Here is a 16,868-nt window from a genome sequence, read left to right as displayed (position 1 = left end):
AAGCAAGTCGGACCACAGCAGAAAATATGGTCATTCCCACTGATAGTGGGCGGGCCGAGTGGATCGCGGGCACTTGGTGACGCTGCGAGATTGGCAGCAAGGGCGATCCACCACAGAGCGGAGGACTCAGAGAATGGCCGGCGCGATGCGCAAGATGGCGGTCTACCTCGGCCTCGTGGAGGACGATGGGTACGACGGCCGGGGTTTCGATCCCGATGACGATTTCGAGCCCGAGCCGGAGCCCGAGCGGGAGCACCGCCGGCACCAGCCCCCGCACCAGGAGCGGCACGAAGAACCGGTCCGCGTGGTGCAGCCGCCCGCGCAGCGCGAGCCTGCGCCCCACGTCGCTCCGCTTTCCGCGGAAATCGGACGACCCGCACGTATTGCCCCCGTGGCATCCATCACACCTGAACGTCCGAACCTGGAGAAGAACGCACCGGTGATCATGCCCAAGGTTGTGTCCGAGCGGGAGCCCTACCGCATCACCACGCTGCACCCCCGGACCTACAACGAGGCCCGTACCATCGGGGAACACTTCCGCGAGGGCACGCCGGTGATCATGAACCTGACCGAGATGGACGACACGGACGCGAAGCGACTTGTCGACTTTGCGGCGGGACTCGTCTTCGGCCTGCATGGCAGCATTGAGCGAGTGACGCAGAAGGTGTTCCTGTTGTCGCCTGCTAACGTCGATGTCACGGCGGAGGACAAGGCCCGTATCGCAGAGGGCGGTTTCTTCAACCAGAGCTGAGACATGACAACGGGAACGAACCCGGCCGGCAGGCCGGAGTTGTGAGAGCACGGGGAGAGGGAAGCACGAGATGAGTGTGGCACTGGACGTGATCTACATCGCGCTGATGTGTTTCCTCATCGTGCTGATCTTCCGGCTGGTCATGGATTACGTCTTCCAGTTCGCGCGCTCATGGGAACCCGGCAAGGCGATGGTGGTCGTTCTGGAGGCCACCTACACTGTCACCGATCCACCGCTCAAGCTCCTGCGGCGGTTCATTCCGCCGCTGCGTCTCGGGGGCGTGGCACTCGACCTGTCCTTCTTCGTTCTGATGATCATCGTCTACATCTTGATCACCATCGTGGTCAGGGTGTGAGCGATACGGTCTTGCCGACTGCCGACGACTACGTAGAGGTGAAGAAGAGATGCCGTTGACCCCCGAGGACGTGCGGAACAAGCAGTTCACGACCGTCCGCCTCCGAGAAGGCTATGACGAGGACGAGGTCGATGCCTTCCTCGATGAGGTCGAAGCCGAACTGACGCGCCTGCTGCGCGAGAACGAGGACCTGCGCGCCAAGCTGGCCGCCGCGACGCGTGCCGCCGCGCAGAACCAGCAGCAGCAGGGTATGCGCAAGCCGCCGGAGCAGCAGGATCGTCCCGGCGCGCCCGTGCCTGCGGCCATATCCGGCCCGCCGGTCCAGCAGCAACCGCCGCAGATGGGTCCGCCCCAGCTGCCCGGTGGTGCGCCGCAGCTGCCCGCCGGACCCAGTGGTCACCAGCAGCAGGGCCAGCACGGTCAGGGTCAGATGGGTCAGGGCCAGCTCGGTCCCGGTCAGCACGGTCAGGGCCAGCACGGTCAGGGCCAGCACGGTCCCGGCCCGATGGGGCAGGGCCCGATGGGTCAGGGCCAGATGCAGGGCCAGATGGGCCAGCAGATGGGTCAGGGCCAGATGGGCCAGGGCATGGGTGGCCCGATGGGCGGCCCCATGGGCGGTCACGGTCCGCAGCTCCCGCAGCCCGGTCAGGGCCCCGGCGGCGACAGCGCCGCACGTGTGCTCTCGCTGGCGCAGCAGACCGCCGACCAGGCGATCGCCGAGGCCCGTTCCGAGGCCAACAAGATCGTCGGTGAGGCACGCAGCCGCGCCGAGGGTCTGGAGCGGGACGCCCGTGCGAAGGCGGACGCGCTGGAGCGGGACGCGCAGGAGAAGCACCGCGTGGCGATGGGCTCGCTGGAGTCGGCCCGCGCGACGCTGGAGCGCAAGGTCGAGGACCTGCGTGGCTTCGAGCGCGAGTACCGTACCCGGCTGAAGTCCTACCTGGAGAGCCAGCTGCGTCAGCTGGAGACCCAGTCGGACGACTCGCTGGCTCCGCCGCGGACTCCGGCGACCGCGTCGCTGCCGCCGGCTCCGCAGATGAGCGGTTCCATGGCGCAGGCCGGTGCGGGTTCGATGGGGCACTCCATGGGTGGCAACCCGTCGATGGGCGGCCACGGCCAGTCCTCGAACGGTCCGTCGTACGGTGGCCAGCAGCAGATGTCACCGGCGATGACTCAGCCGATGGCTCCGGTTCGGCCGCAGGCGCCGCAGCCGATGCAGCAGGCGCCCTCGCCGATGCGTGGGTTCCTGATCGACGAGGACGACAACTGACGGGCGCTTGCGCGCGCTGAGCGCGTAGCCGTCGGCAGGCTGAGGGCCGGGCCCCGGGGATTTATCCCCGGGGCCCGGCCCTTTTGCGTACGCACGCAGGGGTGGGTGCGGGTGGGTGGCGCCTGCGGCGGGCTCGGGGGCTCCGCCCCGGACCCGCCCCTCAGACGCCGGAAAGGCTGGAGGGGTGCGGCAGCAGGGGTCTGGGGGCTTGCCCCCGGTTCGGTAAGGGGCGGGTAGGGGCGAGTAGGGGAAACACGAAAGGGCCCGGCCGACTCAGTCGGCCGGGCCCTTCCCCCGGCGTTACGCCTCGGTCTTGCGGAGGCGGAAGGTCAGGGACAGGCCCTCGTCTGTGAAGGGAGTGCCGTACGTGGCGTCCGCTTCCGAGGACGCGAAGTCCAGGGCCAGGACCTCGTCCGCGATCAGGGCCGCGTGTTCGGACAGGGCAGCCGCCGTCTCCTCGGACGTGGTGGTCCAGCGGACCGCGATGCGGTCCGCCACGTCCAGGCCGCTGTTCTTGCGGGCCTCCTGGATCAACCGGATCGCGTCACGGGCCAGGCCCGCCCGCCGCAGCTCCGGGGTGATCTCCAGGTCCAGCGCGACCGTCGCGCCCGAGTCCGAGGCCACCGACCAGCCCTCGCGCGGGGTCTCGGTGATGATCACTTCGTCGGGGGAGAGTGTGACCGATTCGCCCTCCACCGGCACCGTTGCCGTGCCCTCGCGCAGGGCAAGGGAGAGGGCTGCCGCGTCCGCCTCCGCCACCGCCTTGGCCACTGCTTGGACGCCCTTGCCGAAGCGCTTGCCGAGGGCGCGGAAGTTCGCCTTGGCGGTCGTGTCGACGAGGGAGCCGCCGACCTCCGAGAGGGACGCGAGCGAGGAGACGTTCAGCTCCTCCGTGATCTGCGCCTGGAGCTCCGGGGTCAGGGACTCGAAGCCCGAGGCCGCCATCAGGGCCCGGGACAGCGGCTGGCGGGTCTTGACGCCCGACTCCGCCCGCGTCGCCCGCCCCAGCTCGACCAGGCGGCGTACCAGCGCCATCTGCCGGGAGAGCGTGGGGTCGATCGCTGTGAGGTCGGGGTCCGGCCACGTCGAGAGGTGGACCGACTCCGGGGCGTCCGGCGTGACCGGGGCGATCATGTCCTGCCAGACCCGCTCGGTGATGAAGGGGGTGAGCGGGGCCATCAGGCGCGTGATCGTCTCGACTACGTCGTGCAGGGTGCGCAGCGCCGCCTTGTCGCCCTGCCAGAAGCGGCGGCGCGAGCGGCGCACGTACCAGTTCGACAGGTCGTCGACGAAGGAAGAGAGGAGCTTGCCTGCTCGTTGGGTGTCGTACGACTCCATCGACTGCGTGACCTGGTCCGTCAGCGCGTGGAGTTCCGACAGGAGCCAGCGGTCCAGGACCGGGCGGTCGGCCGGGGCCGGGTCCGCGGCGCTGGGCGCCCAGTTCGACGTACGGGCGTACAGGGCCTGGAAGGCGACCGTGTTCCAGTAGGTGAGGAGGGTTTTCCTCACCACCTCCTGGATCGTGCCGTGGCCCACTCGGCGCGCCGCCCACGGCGAGCCGCCGGCCGCCATGAACCAGCGGACCGCGTCGGCGCCGTGCTGGTCCATGAGCGGGATGGGCTGGAGGATGTTGCCCAGGTGCTTCGACATCTTCCGGCCGTCCTCGGCCAGGATGTGACCCAGGCAGACGACGTTCTCGTACGACGACTTGTCGAAGACCAGCGTGCCCACCGCCATGAGCGTGTAGAACCAGCCGCGGGTCTGGTCGATGGCCTCCGAGATGAACTGCGCCGGGTAGCGCTTCTCGAAGAGCTCCTTGTTCTGGTACGGGTAGCCCCACTGCGCGAACGGCATGGAGCCCGAGTCGTACCAGGCGTCGATGACCTCGGGGACGCGCGTCGCGGTCTGCTGACAGGTGGGGCAGGGGAACGTGACCGCGTCGATGTACGGGCGGTGCGGGTCCAGGGACGACTGGTCGGTGCCGGTCAGGTCCGAGAGCTCGGCCAGCGAGCCCACGCACGTGAGGTGGTTGTCCTCGCAGCGCCAGATCGGGAGCGGGGTGCCCCAGTAGCGGTTGCGGGACAGCGCCCAGTCGATGTTGTTGTTCAGCCAGTCGCCGAAGCGGCCCTGCTTCACCGAGTCCGGGAACCAGTTCGTCCGTTCGTTCTCGCGCAGCATCGCGTCCTTGACCGCGGTGGTCCTGATGTACCAGGACGGCTGTGCGTAGTACAGAAGCGCGGTGTGGCAGCGCCAGCAGTGCGGGTAGCTGTGCTCGTACGGGGTGTGGCGGAAGAGCAGGCCGCGCGCGTCCAGGTCCGCGGTGAGGGCCTCGTCGGCCTTCTTGAAGAACTGGCCGCCGACGAGTGTGAGTTCCGGGGCGAAGGTGCCGTCCGGGAGGACCGGGTTGACCACCGGGAGGCCGTACGCCCGGCAGGTCTTCAGGTCGTCCTCACCGAATGCGGGGGCCTGGTGGACCAGACCCGTGCCGTCCTCGGTGGTGACGTAGTCGGCGTTCACCACGAAGTGGGCCGGCTTTTCGAACTCGACCAGGGCGAAGGGGCGCTCGTACGTCCAGCGCTCCATCTCCGCGCCGGTGAAGGTCTGGCCGGTGGACTGCCAGCCTTCGCCCAGGGACTTTTCCAGGAGGGGCTGGGCGACGACGAGGTTCTCTTCGCCGTTCGTGGCCACCACGTAGGTGACGTCCGGGTGGGCCGCCACCGCCGTGTTGGAGACGAGGGTCCAGGGCGTCGTCGTCCAGATCAGCAGCGACGCCTCGCCCGCGAGCGGGCCCGAGGTGAGGGGGAGGCGGACGAAGACCGAGGGGTCGACGACCGTCTCGTAACCCTGCGCCAGCTCGTGGTCGGACAGGCCCGTGCCGCAGCGGGGGCACCAAGGGGCCACGCGGTGGTCCTGGACCAGCAGGTCCTTGTTGAAGATCTCCTTCAGGGACCACCAGACCGACTGGACGTACGACGGGTCCATGGTCCGGTACGCGTTGTCGAGGTCCGTCCAGTACCCCATGCGGGTTGTGAGCTCGGCGAAGGCGTCGGTGTGGCGGGTCACCGACTCGCGGCACTTCGCGTTGAACTCCGCGATGCCGTACGCCTCGATGTCCTTCTTGCCGTTGAAGCCGAGCTCCTTCTCGACGGCGAGCTCGACGGGCAGGCCGTGGCAGTCCCAGCCGGCCTTGCGGGCGACGTGATAGCCCCGCATGGTGCGGAAGCGCGGGAAGACGTCCTTGAAGACGCGGGCCTCGATGTGGTGCGCGCCCGGCATGCCGTTGGCGGTGGGCGGGCCCTCGTAGAACACCCACTCCGGGCGTCCCTCGGACTGTTCGAGACTCTTCGAGAAGACCTTGTTCTCGCGCCAGAATTCGAGCACGGCGTGCTCGAGCGCGGGCAGGTCGACCTGGGCGGGCACCTGGCGGTACATCGACATCGATTCCTCCGGCGGACTGTGACTTCCGTCGGAGGGACGAGAGCGCTGTGCTGCTCCCGCGGTACCACCCTCCTTGGCCCCGGGCGGCGCCCGTGACCCCCTCATTGGGGCAGCGATGCCGGTTCTACTGGCCTTGCGTCCGTGGGCGGAGCCCACTGTTCAAAGCTTTCTTCCGGCGGCTCAGGGGTGATGCTTCACGTCGGGCCTGCCCCCGGGCTCACACCGTCCCCGGGTCGCTCTTGGCTGCGTACGACGCTACTCGTCCCCTTCGAGGCCTTTCGCTGCGCCCAGTGTACGGGCCGGGGGGCCGGGGGGCCGCCCCGTTTTTCGCGCGGCGCCGGAGCGTACGGCGATAACCCGAATGGCCATACGCCGCTCTGCGGACTCCGTCCGCGCCCTCCGAGCGGATTACCGGGCGGAGAGCTGGGCACAACCGATGCAGGCTCACCGTGTCCCGCGTGCGGCGGGGCCGAACCGGCGGCGTGCCCCGTTGCCGCGGGGCTGGGGTCGACTTATCGTCCCAGCACGATGCGCGAGCAAGATCACAATATGTGAAGGGGCCGCGGCCATGGTGGCTAAGAAGACCGCCGCAGAGAGCGCAGACGGGATCGGCACGACGGAGGACGCGGACAACGCAGCCGTCGCGAAGAAGGCCGTCGCGAAAAAGGCCGCCGCCAAGGAGACCGCCGCGAAGAAGAGCGTCGCGAAGAAGGCCGTCGCGAAGAAGGCGGCACCGGCCAAGAAGGCACCTGCCGAGAAGGCGGCTGCGAAGAGGGCCGCTCCTGCGGCCAAGGGGGCGGCTGCGGCCGCGGAAGAGACAGGAGCCAAGACGGTGGTTGCCAAGAAGACCGCGAGCAGGACCACGGCCGCCAAGAAGGCGGCCACGGCTACGACGACAGCACTTCCCACGTCCCGCACGGTCGTCCCGGCGGCCCCCGACGAGCTCGCCGTCAGGCCGGGGGAGGATCCCTGGACCCCGGACGAGGTCGCAGAGGCACGGGCCGCGCTGGAACAGGAGGTCGCCGGTCTCAGGGCCGAGATCATCGCGTCGGAGGCGGCGGTGACCGGGCTGATGCGGGACTCCGGGGACGGTGCGGGCGACGACCAGGCCGACACCGGTACCAAGAACATCTCCCGGGAGTACGAGCTGGCACTGGCGGCCAGCGCCCGCGAGCGTCTGGAACAGACCGAGCGGGCCCTGGAGCGGCTGGACGCCGGGACGTACGGACTCTGTGAGGTCTGCGGCAAGCCGATCGGCAAGGCGCGCATGCAGGCCTTCCCGCGCGCCACGCTGTGCATGGAGGACAAGCAGAAGCAGGAGCGCCGCTACTGACACCACAAGTCTGTCCGTACGTGTGTGCCGTACCCTCGTCCTCAGTCAGGCACCTAGGTTGAGGGACTCACGTGGCAGAGGCGGAGCGCATCATCGGTACGCCGGATACCCCTGATGAGGTTGGGGGAGCTGAGCCGGAGGAGACCTCCGATGCGGCGGCCCCGGACACGGCTGCGGACGAGCAGCCGGCGGGCAGGGGCAAGCGCAGGATCGCTGTGCTGTTCACGGTTGCCCTCATCGCCTATGTGCTCGATCTGAGCACCAAGATGCTCGTGGTGGCCAAGCTGGAGCATCACGAGCCGATCGAGGTCATCGGTGACCTCCTGAGGTTCGAGGCGATCAGGAACGCGGGCGCCGCGTTCGGCATCGGCGAGGCCTTCACCGTCATCTTCACGGCCATCGCGGCCTCCGTGATCGTGGTGATCGCCCGGCTCGCGCGCAAGCTCTACAGCCTGCCCTGGGCCATCGCGCTGGGCCTGCTGCTCGGCGGCGCGCTCGGCAACCTGACCGACCGGATCTTCCGCTCGCCGGGCGTCTTCAAGGGCGCTGTCGTCGACTTCATCGCGCCGGCGAACTTCGCGGTGTTCAACCTCGCGGACTCGGCGATCGTGTGCGGCGGCATTCTGATTGTGATCCTCTCGTTCCGGGGGCTGGACCCCGACGGGACCGTTCACAAGGACTGACAAGGCATACTCGACGGGTGAGTACCATTCCCGAGTTCCGCACCCTGCCCGTACCCGATGGCCTTGAGGGCGAGCGCGTCGACGCCGCCATTTCCCGGATGTTCGGGTTTTCCCGCACGAAGGCGGCCGAGCTTGCCGCCGCCGGGAAGGTTCAGGTCGACGGGGCGGTGGTCGGGAAGTCCGAGCGGGTCCACGGCGGGGCCTGGCTCGAGGTGGAGATGCCGCAGGCCGCAGCCCCCGTACAGATCGTCGCCGAGCCCGTCGAGGGCATGGAGATCGTGCACGACGACGACGACATCGTCGTCATAGACAAGCCGGTCGGCGTCGCCGCCCACCCCAGCCCCGGCTGGACCGGCACCACCGTGATCGGCGGGCTCGCCGCCGCCGGATACCGCATCTCGACCTCGGGCGCCGCTGAGCGCCAGGGCATCGTGCACCGCCTCGACGTGGGTACGTCGGGCCTCATGGTCGTGGCCAAGTCGGAGCGGGCGTACACCCTGCTCAAGGCGCAGTTCCGGGACCGGGTCGTCGTGAAGAAGTACCACGCGCTGGTCCAGGGCCACCCCGACCCGATGAGCGGCACCATCGACGCCCCGATCGGGCGCCACCCCAACCACGACTACAAGTGGGCCGTGACGGCCGAGGGCAAGCCCTCCGTCACGCACTACGACCTGATCGAGGCGTTCCGCGCCGCGTCGCTCCTCGACATCAAGCTGGAGACGGGGCGTACGCACCAGATCCGCGTGCACATGTCCGCTCACCGGCACCCGTGCGTGGGCGACCTGACGTACGGCGCCGACCCGACGATGGGCAAGCGGCTCGGCCTGACGCGGCAGTGGCTGCACGCGATGCGGCTCGGCTTCGAGCACCCGTCGGACGGGCAGTGGGTCGAGTTCGAGAGCTCGTACCCCGCCGACCTGCAGAAGGCGCTTGACGTCATCCGCGCCGAGAGCGAGTGAGCGCGCGGCGATGAGCACGTCTGCTGCGTACGTCGTCCGGATCGCTGAAGGGCCTGCCGACATGGAGGCCTGTTTCGCCGTGCGCAAGCAGGTCTTCGTCGTCGAGCAGCGGGTGCCCGCCGACATCGAGTACGACGCTTACGGCGCCGGCGCGGTGCACGTCCTGGCCGTGACCGGCGAGGGGCTGCCGCTCGGTACGGGACGGCTGCTGTACGGCGCCGCCGCGGCCGGCAAGACCGGCGGGGACGAGTCGGTCGGCTCGCTCGGCCGGCTGGCCGTCAGCCGCGAGGCGCGCGGGCTCGGCGTCGGGGCGGCGCTGGTGCGGGCGATCGAGGACGCGGCGCGGGAGCGCGGTCTGCGCGCGGTGGACCTGCACGCGCAAACGCACGCGCTCGGCTTCTACGAGCGGCTCGGGTACGCCGTGTACGGGCCGGAATTCCCGGACGCGGGGATTCCGCACCAGGCGATGAGGCGCGGGTTGTAGTCGCAGCTCAGAGGCGTTCATGGGGTCACAGCTCACGGCTGTGGCCCCATTTTGCTGCCCGCTAATAGTTAGGAAAGTTTCCCAACATTCTTGACGGGTCATTGGAAAGAACCCTAACTTTCACGCGAACTCCCGTACCGGCCCCACCCGAAGGGAGCACCACCCCATGCGCAAGCCCCTGCTCTTCACCTTGGCGCTCGGAGTTGTGATGGCACTCCAATCGCCTGTCGGCGCCACCGAATCCGCCTCCTCCGCCTCCTCCGCCGTCTCCGCCAACGGACAGCTCAAGGTCTGCGGCCGCCAGCTCTGCAACGAGCAGGGCCAGGCCGTCCAACTGCGCGGAATGAGCACCCACGGCACCCAGTGGTACTCCCAGTGCGTCACCGACGGGTCGCTCGACGCCCTCGCCAGTGACTGGCGCGCCGACGTCCTGCGCGTCTCGACGTACGTCCAGGAGGGCGGCTACGAGAACGACCCGCAGCGCTTCACCGCGCTGGCCCAGAAATTCGTCGACGGCGCCCACCGGCGCGGCATGTACGCCGTGATCGACTGGCACATGCTCGACCCGGGCGACCCCAACTTCAATCTCTCGCGCGCCAAGACCTTCTTCACCGCGATGGCGAAGAAGTACAAGGACAACCCCGGTGTCCTCTACGAGATTGCCAACGAGCCGTCCGGCACGAGCTGGTCGAAGATCAAGTCGTACGCCGAGACGATCATCCCCGTCATCAGGGCGCAGGACCAGGACGCCGTGGTCCTGGTCGGCACGCGCGCGTGGTCGTCGTTCGGCGTCTCGGAGGGCGCCGACGAGCAGGAGGTCGTCCGTAACCCGGTGAACGCCTCCAACATCATGTACACCTTCCACTTCTACGCCGCCTCGCACCAGGGCGAGTACCTGGACGCCCTCAACCGGGCCTCCGACCGGCTCCCGGTGTTCGTCACCGAGTTCGGCACGCAGAACTACGCCGGCGAGGGCGCCAACGACTTCGCCCAGTCCCAGCGCTTCCTCGACCTGATGAAGCGCAAGAAGATCTCCTGGACCAATTGGAACTACTCCGACGACGACCGCTCGGGAGCCGTCTTCAAGACCGGCACCTGTGCCGGAGACACCTGGACCGGCAACGGCGTACTGAAGGAAGCCGGCGTCTGGATCCGGCAGCGAATCCGGGAGTAGTGGCACGCTTGGGGTCTTGATCGTCGAGATTCCGAACCGCCGGATGGTGCACCGTGGATCAATTGGCCCTGCTGTTCCTGCTGTTGCTGGGGGCCGTCGTCACGGTGCCGCTCGGAGAGCGCCTCGGGCTGCCGGCGCCGGTACTGATGACGCTCGCCGGGATCGTTATGGCGCTGCTGCCGTTCGTACCGAACGTCGAGATCGCGCCCGAGTACATCCTGCCGCTGGTCCTGCCGCCGCTGCTGTACGCCGCCGTACAGCGCACCTCCTGGCGGCAGTTCGCCGCGAATATCAGGCCCATCCTGCTGCTCGCTGTGGCGCTCGTCTTCGTGACGATGGCCGCGGTGGCCGCGGTCGCGGGCGCCCTCGTCCCGGGGCTGCCGCTCGCCGCGGCCATCGCGCTGGGCGCGCTCGTCGCCCCGCCCGACCCGGTCGCGGCGACCGCCGTGGCCGGGTCGCTGGGGCTGCCGCGGCGGCTCGTGTCGATCCTGGAGGGCGAAGGGCTGTTCAACGATGTGACGGCCATCGTGCTCTATCACGTGGCGATCGCGGCGGCGGTGAGCGGAACGTTCTCCTGGCCGGTCGCGGTCGGCGAGCTCTTCCTTTCCGCGCTCGTCGCCGTCGTCGTCGGGTTCGGGCTCGGCTGGATGACCGACAAGCTGATGGGCTACCTCGACGACGCGACCCTGCAGATCAGCCTGACGCTGCTGGCGCCCTTCGTCGCCTATGTGCTGGCGGAGGAGTTCAAGGGGTCCGGCGTGCTCGCCGTGCTCGTCATCGCGCTCTATCTGGCGGAGCACGCCGTCGACGCCGACGACGTACTCGGCCGCATCGCCGGACGGACGTTCTGGCAGATCGTCGACACTCTGGTCACCGGTGTCGCCTTCGGGCTGATCGGCCTTGAGCTGCACAACGTCTTCGGTACGGCCGAGGACCGCCTGGGCGCGATGCTCGGCTGGGGTGCGGCGATCGTAGGAGTCGTCGTCGGCGTACGGCTGGCGTGGCTGCTGCCGGCGACCTGGCTGGCCAAGCGGCTGCACACGCTCCGGGACTACGACGAGGACATTCCCGTCAGCTGGCGGGAGACCGTAGTCATGTGGTGGTCGGGGATGCGGGGCGTGGCGTCGGTCGCGCTGGCGCTGGCGATTCCGCTCAGGACGGCCGACGGTTCGCCGTTCCCGGCGCGGGACGAGATCATCTTCATCGCGTTCGCCGTCATCCTGACGACACTCGTCGTTCAGGGGCTCACGCTGCCGTGGCTGGTGCGCAGGCTCGGCGTACGCGCGGACACGGGGGTGGAGCGCGAGCTCGAACATGAGCTCGCGGTGCGGGCAGCCAAGGCCGCCAAGCGCAGGCTGAAGGAGATCCAGGACGTCGAGGAGCTGCCGGAGGACGTCCTGGAGCGGCTCCTGCGCGGTGCGTTCGACATCGGGGCCAGGATCAGTCCGGAGATCGTGGACGAGGAGCGGCGCGAGGCGTACGCGCAGCGCGTCGAGCGGATGAAGTCCGTGCACCGGATCCAGCGCGAGATGATGTCGGCGGCGCGGCACGAGGTGCTGTCCGCGCGGAACGAACCGGGGGCGGACCCGGAGGTTGTGGACCGGGTGCTGCATCACCTTGATGTGCGCAGCCTGAGGTAGGCGCCTCGCGCCGGGTCAGCCGCGGCCCGTGCGCGGGGTCGGGTCGGTCGTGTCGTCCTCGGCGTGCGTGTTCGCCTCCGGCGGGCGGCGGCCGTTGCCGTTCGGCGGGTGGGCCGCCGGGGCTGTGGCGATGCGGGGGAGGGCGTACGGGTGCTTCTCGGTCAGCCAGGCGATCAGTTGTTCACGCACTGTGCACCGCACTGTCCAGACGTCGTCCGCGTCCTTGGCCGTGACGACCGCCCGTAGCTCCATGGTGTTCGGCGTCGTGTCGGTGACCGCCAGGCCCCAGTCGCGGCCGTCCCAGGCCTTGCACGTACCCAGGATCTCCTGGAGCTTCTCCCGCATCAGGTCCACGGGGGCGCTGTGGTCGAGGTGGAGGAAGACCGTGCCGGTCATCTGGGCGCCGCCGCGCGACCAGTTCTCGAACGGCTTGCTGGTGAAGTACGACACCGGCATCGTGATCCGCCGCTCGTCCCAGGTCCGTACGGCCAGGAACGTGAGCGTGACCTCCTCCACCGTGCCCCACTCGCCGTCCACGACCACCGTGTCCCCTATGCGCACCATGTCGCCGAAGGCGATCTGGAAGCCGGCGAAGAGGTTGCCGAGGGTCGACTGGGCCGCGACACCGGCGACGATGCCGATGATTCCGGCCGAGGCGAGCATCGACGTACCGATCGTCCGCATGCCGGGGAAGGTCATCAGCATCGCGCCGGCCGCCACCACCGCCACGACCGCGGTCACGATCCGCATGATCAGCGTGACCTGGGTGCGGACACGCCGTACCCGGGCAGGATCGCGTGTCGAGGACGCGTAGCGGGCGTACGACGATTCCACGACGGCGGAGGCGATCCGCACCACCAGCCACGCGCCGGTGCCGATCAGCACCAGCGAGAGCGTCTGGCCGATTCCGCCCCTGTGGTCCTGGACCATCCTCAGGTCGGTCTTCTCGTACGCCCCTCTCAGGACCGCGGCGAGCAGCAGCACCTGCAGCGGGACGCGGCAGCGGCGCAGCAGGCCCCACAGGGGGGTCTCGTGGTGACGGGCATCGGTCCGGCGCAGAAAGAGATCGGCGGCCCAGCCGACGAGCAGCGTGAGCGTGACCGAGCCACCGATGACGAGCAACGGGCGCAGTACGTTCTCCATGACTCCGACGCTAAATGGGAGGATGACGGGATGGACATCATGCTTTTCCACTCCGTCTGCGGTCTGCGCCCGGCGGTGCACGCCGCAGCAGAGCGGCTACGTGCCGCCGGGCACCAGGTGCACGTGCCCGACCTCTTCGACGGGCAAACCGCCGAAACCGTGGAGGAGGGTATGGCGATCAAGGACGCCATCGGCCGGGACGAGTTGCTGCGGCGTGCCGTTCTGGCCGCTGCCCCGCACTCCGAGAGCGGTCTGGTGTACGCCGGTTTCTCCTTCGGCGGGTCCGTGGCGCAGAATCTGGCGCTCGGTGACGAGAAGGCCCGTGGGCTGCTGCTTCTGCACGGCACCTCGGACATCGCGGACGACGCTTCGGCGCACGATCTGCCCGTACAGCTGCATGTCGCGGACCCGGATCCCTTCGAGTCCGACGACTGGCTGAACGCCTGGTATCTGCGGATACGGCGGGCCGGCGCGGACGTGGAGATCTATCGCTATCCCGGAGCCGGGCACCTCTACACCGACCCGGATCTGCCGGACTACGACGCCGATGCGGCCGCGCAGACGTGGAAGGTCGCGGCCGGGTTCCTGGCGACTCTTTAAAGCGGCGCGAGGCCCCGCGCGTACCCGTTTCCGCGGGACGCGCGAGGCCTCGGCATGAGTGGTTCGGTCAGCCGGCGCGGTACGCCGTCCAGCTGTCGGTCATCCGCGTCACCTGGCCGGCCGTGAACTGGTACATGCAGTTGTCGTACGTGTAGTCCATGAAGTTGTGGACCGGGTCGACGCCGGGCTTGCTGGCGCAGGAGTCACGGCCGGTCGGGCACTGGTACGCGGCGCTCTTCTCGGCCGGGGTGTCGGTGACGTAGTCGCCGTTGCCGTTACAGCCGCCCTGGAAGGTGTGGTAGAGCCCGAGCCAGTGGCCGACCTCGTGGGTGGCGGTGTCGCCCTCGTTGTAGTTGGCGGAGCTGCCGCCCGGGAGCGACTTGTCGAGGACGACGACGCCGTCCATCGTCGGGTTGGACTGGTACGAGCTCGGGAAGGTCGCCCAGCCGAGCAGGCCGCCGCTGAGGTTGGCGGTGTAGAAGTTGAGCGCGCCGGCGCCGCCTTGACGCAGGGCGGCCTTCATCTCCTTCTCGGCGGTCGAGCCGGACGCCAGGTTGTACCAGGAGGCGTTGTCCGTGTAGTCCGTACCGGCCAGCGTGAACTGGAAGTTGGAATTGACGTTTCCGGTGCCCTGGCCGCCGAACGCCGAGTTGAGGACCGCCATCTGGTTGTTGATGTCGGTCGTCGTCAGCTTGCCCGTGGTGCCGCTGTGCACGACGTGGAAGTACACCGGGATGTTCCTCACGGCGGTGGCCGAGAAGTCCCTGGCGGCGCCGCCCGACGTACGCAGCTTGTCGAGTCTCTTGCGCAGGTCCGCGTCCATGGCCTGGGCCTTGGCGGCGGTGACCTCGTTGGGCTCATGGGCGTGCTGGTCACCCGACGGACGCGCCTCGCGGGCGGTGCTCGCGTGCGTCTCCTCGACGCACTTCTCGGCCTTCCCGGCAGGCGCCTTGGCGACGGCCGTACCGGCGGGTGCGGACAGGGTGGACAGGGCCAGGGTTCCGGCCATCACCGCCGTACCGATGAACCGCTTGCGCAGAAGGGGGGATATACGGGCAAGAGCACGCACGTTGACTCCTCGCGGGGGTGGGCGAGGGTGGGTTGTTCCTCGCCGCTGCCCGGAGGTTATGTGTGCATGTCAGATCTTGAAGAGAAGCGATCAAGCCCAATCAATCCGCAGAGCAATTGGGGCATCGGGACGAAAAGTTTCAGCCTGGTCCAGACATTGAGATGTGCAGGTAAGGCCTGGGGCTACCGAGGCGGGTGGTGTGTCCGCATTCGGATGGCGGATTAACACCACCCGCCTCCTGACGTGATCTGCTCGCAACAGGTTGCTTGGTGGCTGAAAATCGCCCGTCAGTGAACCGGCTGGTTCACCCGCTCGACCTTCTGCGTTCCGCTGAGCGTGCGGTACGAGCGCGCCCAGCGCGCGGTCGCGTCCTGCCGCGTCTTGTCGGAGATGACGAAGTAGTCCATCTGCGAGCGCTCGCCCGTGACATCGAGGACGCCGAAGCCGTGAGAGTCCATGTCCAGCCACTTCACATGTCGGTTGGCGGCCTTGACCGCCGTGGCGGCGACCAGCGAGACGGTCTGCGGCGCGACGTTCAGGATGTCGTCGAGGTTGTCCGAGGAGACCGAGGTGACCACGAACTCGGTCGCCGCCGACGGCGAGAGCGGATACGTCGCCGCCCTGACCGGCACGTCGTTGGCCCATGCCATGTGGATGTCACCGGTCAGGAAGACCGTGTTCTTGATCGCCCGGTCCCTGAGGTGGGTGATCAGCTCCTTGCGGTCGTCGGTGTAGCCGTCCCACTGGTCGACATTGACCGCGAGGCCTTCCTTGGGCAGACCGACCAACTCGGCCAGCGGCTCCAGCAGATGGGCCGGAAGGGAGCCGAAGGCAACCGGCGAGATCATCACCGACGTACCCACCAGCTTCCAGGCGGCGTCGGAGGAGGCGAGCCCGGACTTGAGCCAGTCCAGCTGGGCGCGGCCCGTGATCGTACGCTCCGGATCGTCGACCGATCCGTTGCCGATTTTCGCCTGCTGGGAGCGGAACGACCTCAGGTCGAGCAGGTGCAGATCGGCCAGCTTGCCGAAGCGCAGCCGCCGGTAGACGGTGCCCTCCGTGGAGGCGCGGACCGGCATCCACTCGAAGTACGCCTGCTTCGCGGCGGCCACGCGCGCGGCCCACTCGCCCTCCGCGCCCGGCGTGTGGTTCTCCGCGCCGCCCGACCAGGCATCGTTGGCGATTTCGTGGTCGTCCCAGATGGCTATGACCGGGTGCGCGGCGTGCAGGGCCTGGAGATCGGCGTCGGTCTTGTACTTGCCGTGGCGGGTGCGGTAGTCGGCGAGCGTGAGGATCTCGTGGGTGGGCTCGTGCTGCCGTACGACGGATGAGGGCGCGGGGTAGCTGCCGGTCGCGTACTCGTAGACGTAGTCGCCGAGGTGGAGGACCGCGTCCAGGTCGGCGCGGGCGGCGAGATGCCGGTACGCCGAGAAGTAACCCGACTCCCAGTTGGCGCAGGAAACGACGCCGAAGCGCACACCGGGCGTGGCGGCGTCGGCGGCGGGAGCGGTGCGGGTGCGGGCGATGGGGGACACGACCTCGCCCGCGGTGAAGCGGAAGTAATAGGCGGTCGCCTGAGCCAAGCCCCTTACGTCGACCTTGACGGTGTGGTCGGTCGCCGCGCTCGCGGTCGTCGTACCGCGGGCGACGGTCTTCGAGAACCCCTTGTCCTCGGCGACCTCCCAACTCACCGCTACGTCGGGCCCCTTGCCGGAGCCCGGCCCGGCGTCAGGGGTGGGAGTTATGCGGGTCCACAGGAGGACGCCGTCGGGCAACGGGTCGCCGGAAGCGACTCCATGGAGGAACGCGGGTCTCTGTACGGCGTCGGCAGCAGCGGCTCTGGAGCTCGTACCGGCGACGACAGGGGCGGCGACAGCGGTGGCGGCGGCGGCTTTGAGAGCCGTGCGGCGGCTGGGAGATGAAGCGAATCGACTGGTCACGGCCGTACATTACTGATCAGTACGGCTCA

14 protein-coding genes are annotated in these 16,868 nt (G+C 68.8%); 10 read left to right on the top strand and 4 right to left on the bottom strand.

The window, feature by feature from the left end; translation table 11 throughout:
* The first annotated feature begins 133 nt into the window (after positions 1 to 133).
* From J7E89_RS29165 to J7E89_RS29155, 3 genes are all read left to right on the top strand, one after another.
* A complete protein-coding gene (locus J7E89_RS29165; RefSeq protein WP_214977450.1) occupies positions 134 to 751 on the top strand; it encodes a cell division protein SepF in 618 nt (205 codons plus the stop codon).
* Positions 752 to 821: 70 nt separating this feature from the next.
* Positions 822 to 1,106, top strand: coding sequence for a YggT family protein (locus tag J7E89_RS29160; RefSeq protein WP_214977449.1), 285 nt, complete (start codon positions 822 to 824; stop codon positions 1,104 to 1,106).
* A gap of 49 nt (positions 1,107 to 1,155) precedes the next feature.
* A complete protein-coding gene (locus J7E89_RS29155; protein ID WP_214977448.1) occupies positions 1,156 to 2,376 on the top strand; it encodes a DivIVA domain-containing protein in 1,221 nt (406 codons plus the stop codon).
* 300 nt (positions 2,377 to 2,676) lie between these two features.
* On the opposite strand, the gene ileS is transcribed toward J7E89_RS29155, so the two are convergent.
* Positions 2,677 to 5,814, bottom strand: a complete 3,138-nt coding sequence (ileS, locus tag J7E89_RS29150) for an isoleucine--tRNA ligase (protein WP_214977447.1) — start codon at positions 5,812 to 5,814, stop codon at positions 2,677 to 2,679.
* A 568-nt stretch (positions 5,815 to 6,382) separates the two neighbouring features.
* Here ileS and J7E89_RS29145 point away from each other — a divergent pair.
* The 6 genes from J7E89_RS29145 to J7E89_RS29120 all read left to right on the top strand — a co-directional run bounded on the left by J7E89_RS29145 (position 6,383) and on the right by J7E89_RS29120 (position 12,087).
* On the top strand, positions 6,383 to 7,147 hold the full coding sequence (locus J7E89_RS29145; RefSeq protein ID WP_214977446.1) for a TraR/DksA C4-type zinc finger protein: 765 nt from the start codon (positions 6,383 to 6,385) through the stop codon (positions 7,145 to 7,147).
* Between the two features lie 71 nt (positions 7,148 to 7,218).
* The gene (gene lspA, locus J7E89_RS29140) at positions 7,219 to 7,830 is read left to right on the top strand and encodes a signal peptidase II (protein WP_214977445.1); all 612 of its coding nucleotides are present in this window, start codon (positions 7,219 to 7,221) and stop codon (positions 7,828 to 7,830) included.
* 17 nt (positions 7,831 to 7,847) lie between these two features.
* Entirely contained in the window at positions 7,848 to 8,789 is a 942-nt protein-coding gene (locus tag J7E89_RS29135) for an RluA family pseudouridine synthase (RefSeq protein WP_214977444.1), read from the top strand.
* 10 nt (positions 8,790 to 8,799) lie between these two features.
* Positions 8,800 to 9,273, top strand: a complete 474-nt coding sequence (locus J7E89_RS29130) for a GNAT family N-acetyltransferase (protein WP_214977443.1) — start codon at positions 8,800 to 8,802, stop codon at positions 9,271 to 9,273.
* Positions 9,274 to 9,481: 208 nt separating this feature from the next.
* Entirely contained in the window at positions 9,482 to 10,447 is a 966-nt protein-coding gene (locus J7E89_RS29125) for a glycoside hydrolase family 5 protein (protein WP_251061255.1), read from the top strand.
* A gap of 53 nt (positions 10,448 to 10,500) precedes the next feature.
* Positions 10,501 to 12,087: a Na+/H+ antiporter gene (locus J7E89_RS29120; protein WP_214977441.1), complete on the top strand. Its 1,587-nt coding sequence runs from the start codon at positions 10,501 to 10,503 to the stop codon at positions 12,085 to 12,087.
* 15 nt (positions 12,088 to 12,102) lie between these two features.
* Here the strand turns inward: J7E89_RS29120 and J7E89_RS29115 are convergent, their stop codons facing one another.
* Positions 12,103 to 13,230, bottom strand: a complete 1,128-nt coding sequence (locus J7E89_RS29115; protein ID WP_214977440.1) for a mechanosensitive ion channel family protein — start codon at positions 13,228 to 13,230, stop codon at positions 12,103 to 12,105.
* Positions 13,231 to 13,260: 30 nt separating this feature from the next.
* Between J7E89_RS29115 and J7E89_RS29110 the strand changes: the two genes are divergently transcribed.
* The gene (locus tag J7E89_RS29110) at positions 13,261 to 13,830 is read left to right on the top strand and encodes a dienelactone hydrolase family protein (protein ID WP_214977439.1); all 570 of its coding nucleotides are present in this window, start codon (positions 13,261 to 13,263) and stop codon (positions 13,828 to 13,830) included.
* 67 nt (positions 13,831 to 13,897) lie between these two features.
* Here the strand turns inward: J7E89_RS29110 and J7E89_RS29105 are convergent, their stop codons facing one another.
* Positions 13,898 to 14,899, bottom strand: coding sequence for a zinc metalloprotease (locus tag J7E89_RS29105; protein WP_308315638.1), 1,002 nt, complete (start codon positions 14,897 to 14,899; stop codon positions 13,898 to 13,900).
* A 287-nt stretch (positions 14,900 to 15,186) separates the two neighbouring features.
* The gene (locus J7E89_RS29100) at positions 15,187 to 16,839 is read right to left on the bottom strand and encodes an alkaline phosphatase (RefSeq protein WP_214977438.1); all 1,653 of its coding nucleotides are present in this window, start codon (positions 16,837 to 16,839) and stop codon (positions 15,187 to 15,189) included.
* Between the last annotated feature and the right edge of the window lie 29 nt (positions 16,840 to 16,868).

It is taken from the genome of Streptomyces sp. ISL-100 (genome assembly GCF_018614615.1).
GTDB lineage: Bacteria > Actinomycetota > Actinomycetes > Streptomycetales > Streptomycetaceae > Streptomyces.
The sequence above is the reverse complement of the archived record's forward strand: the minus strand, read 5'-3'. Positions and strand labels throughout refer to the sequence as shown.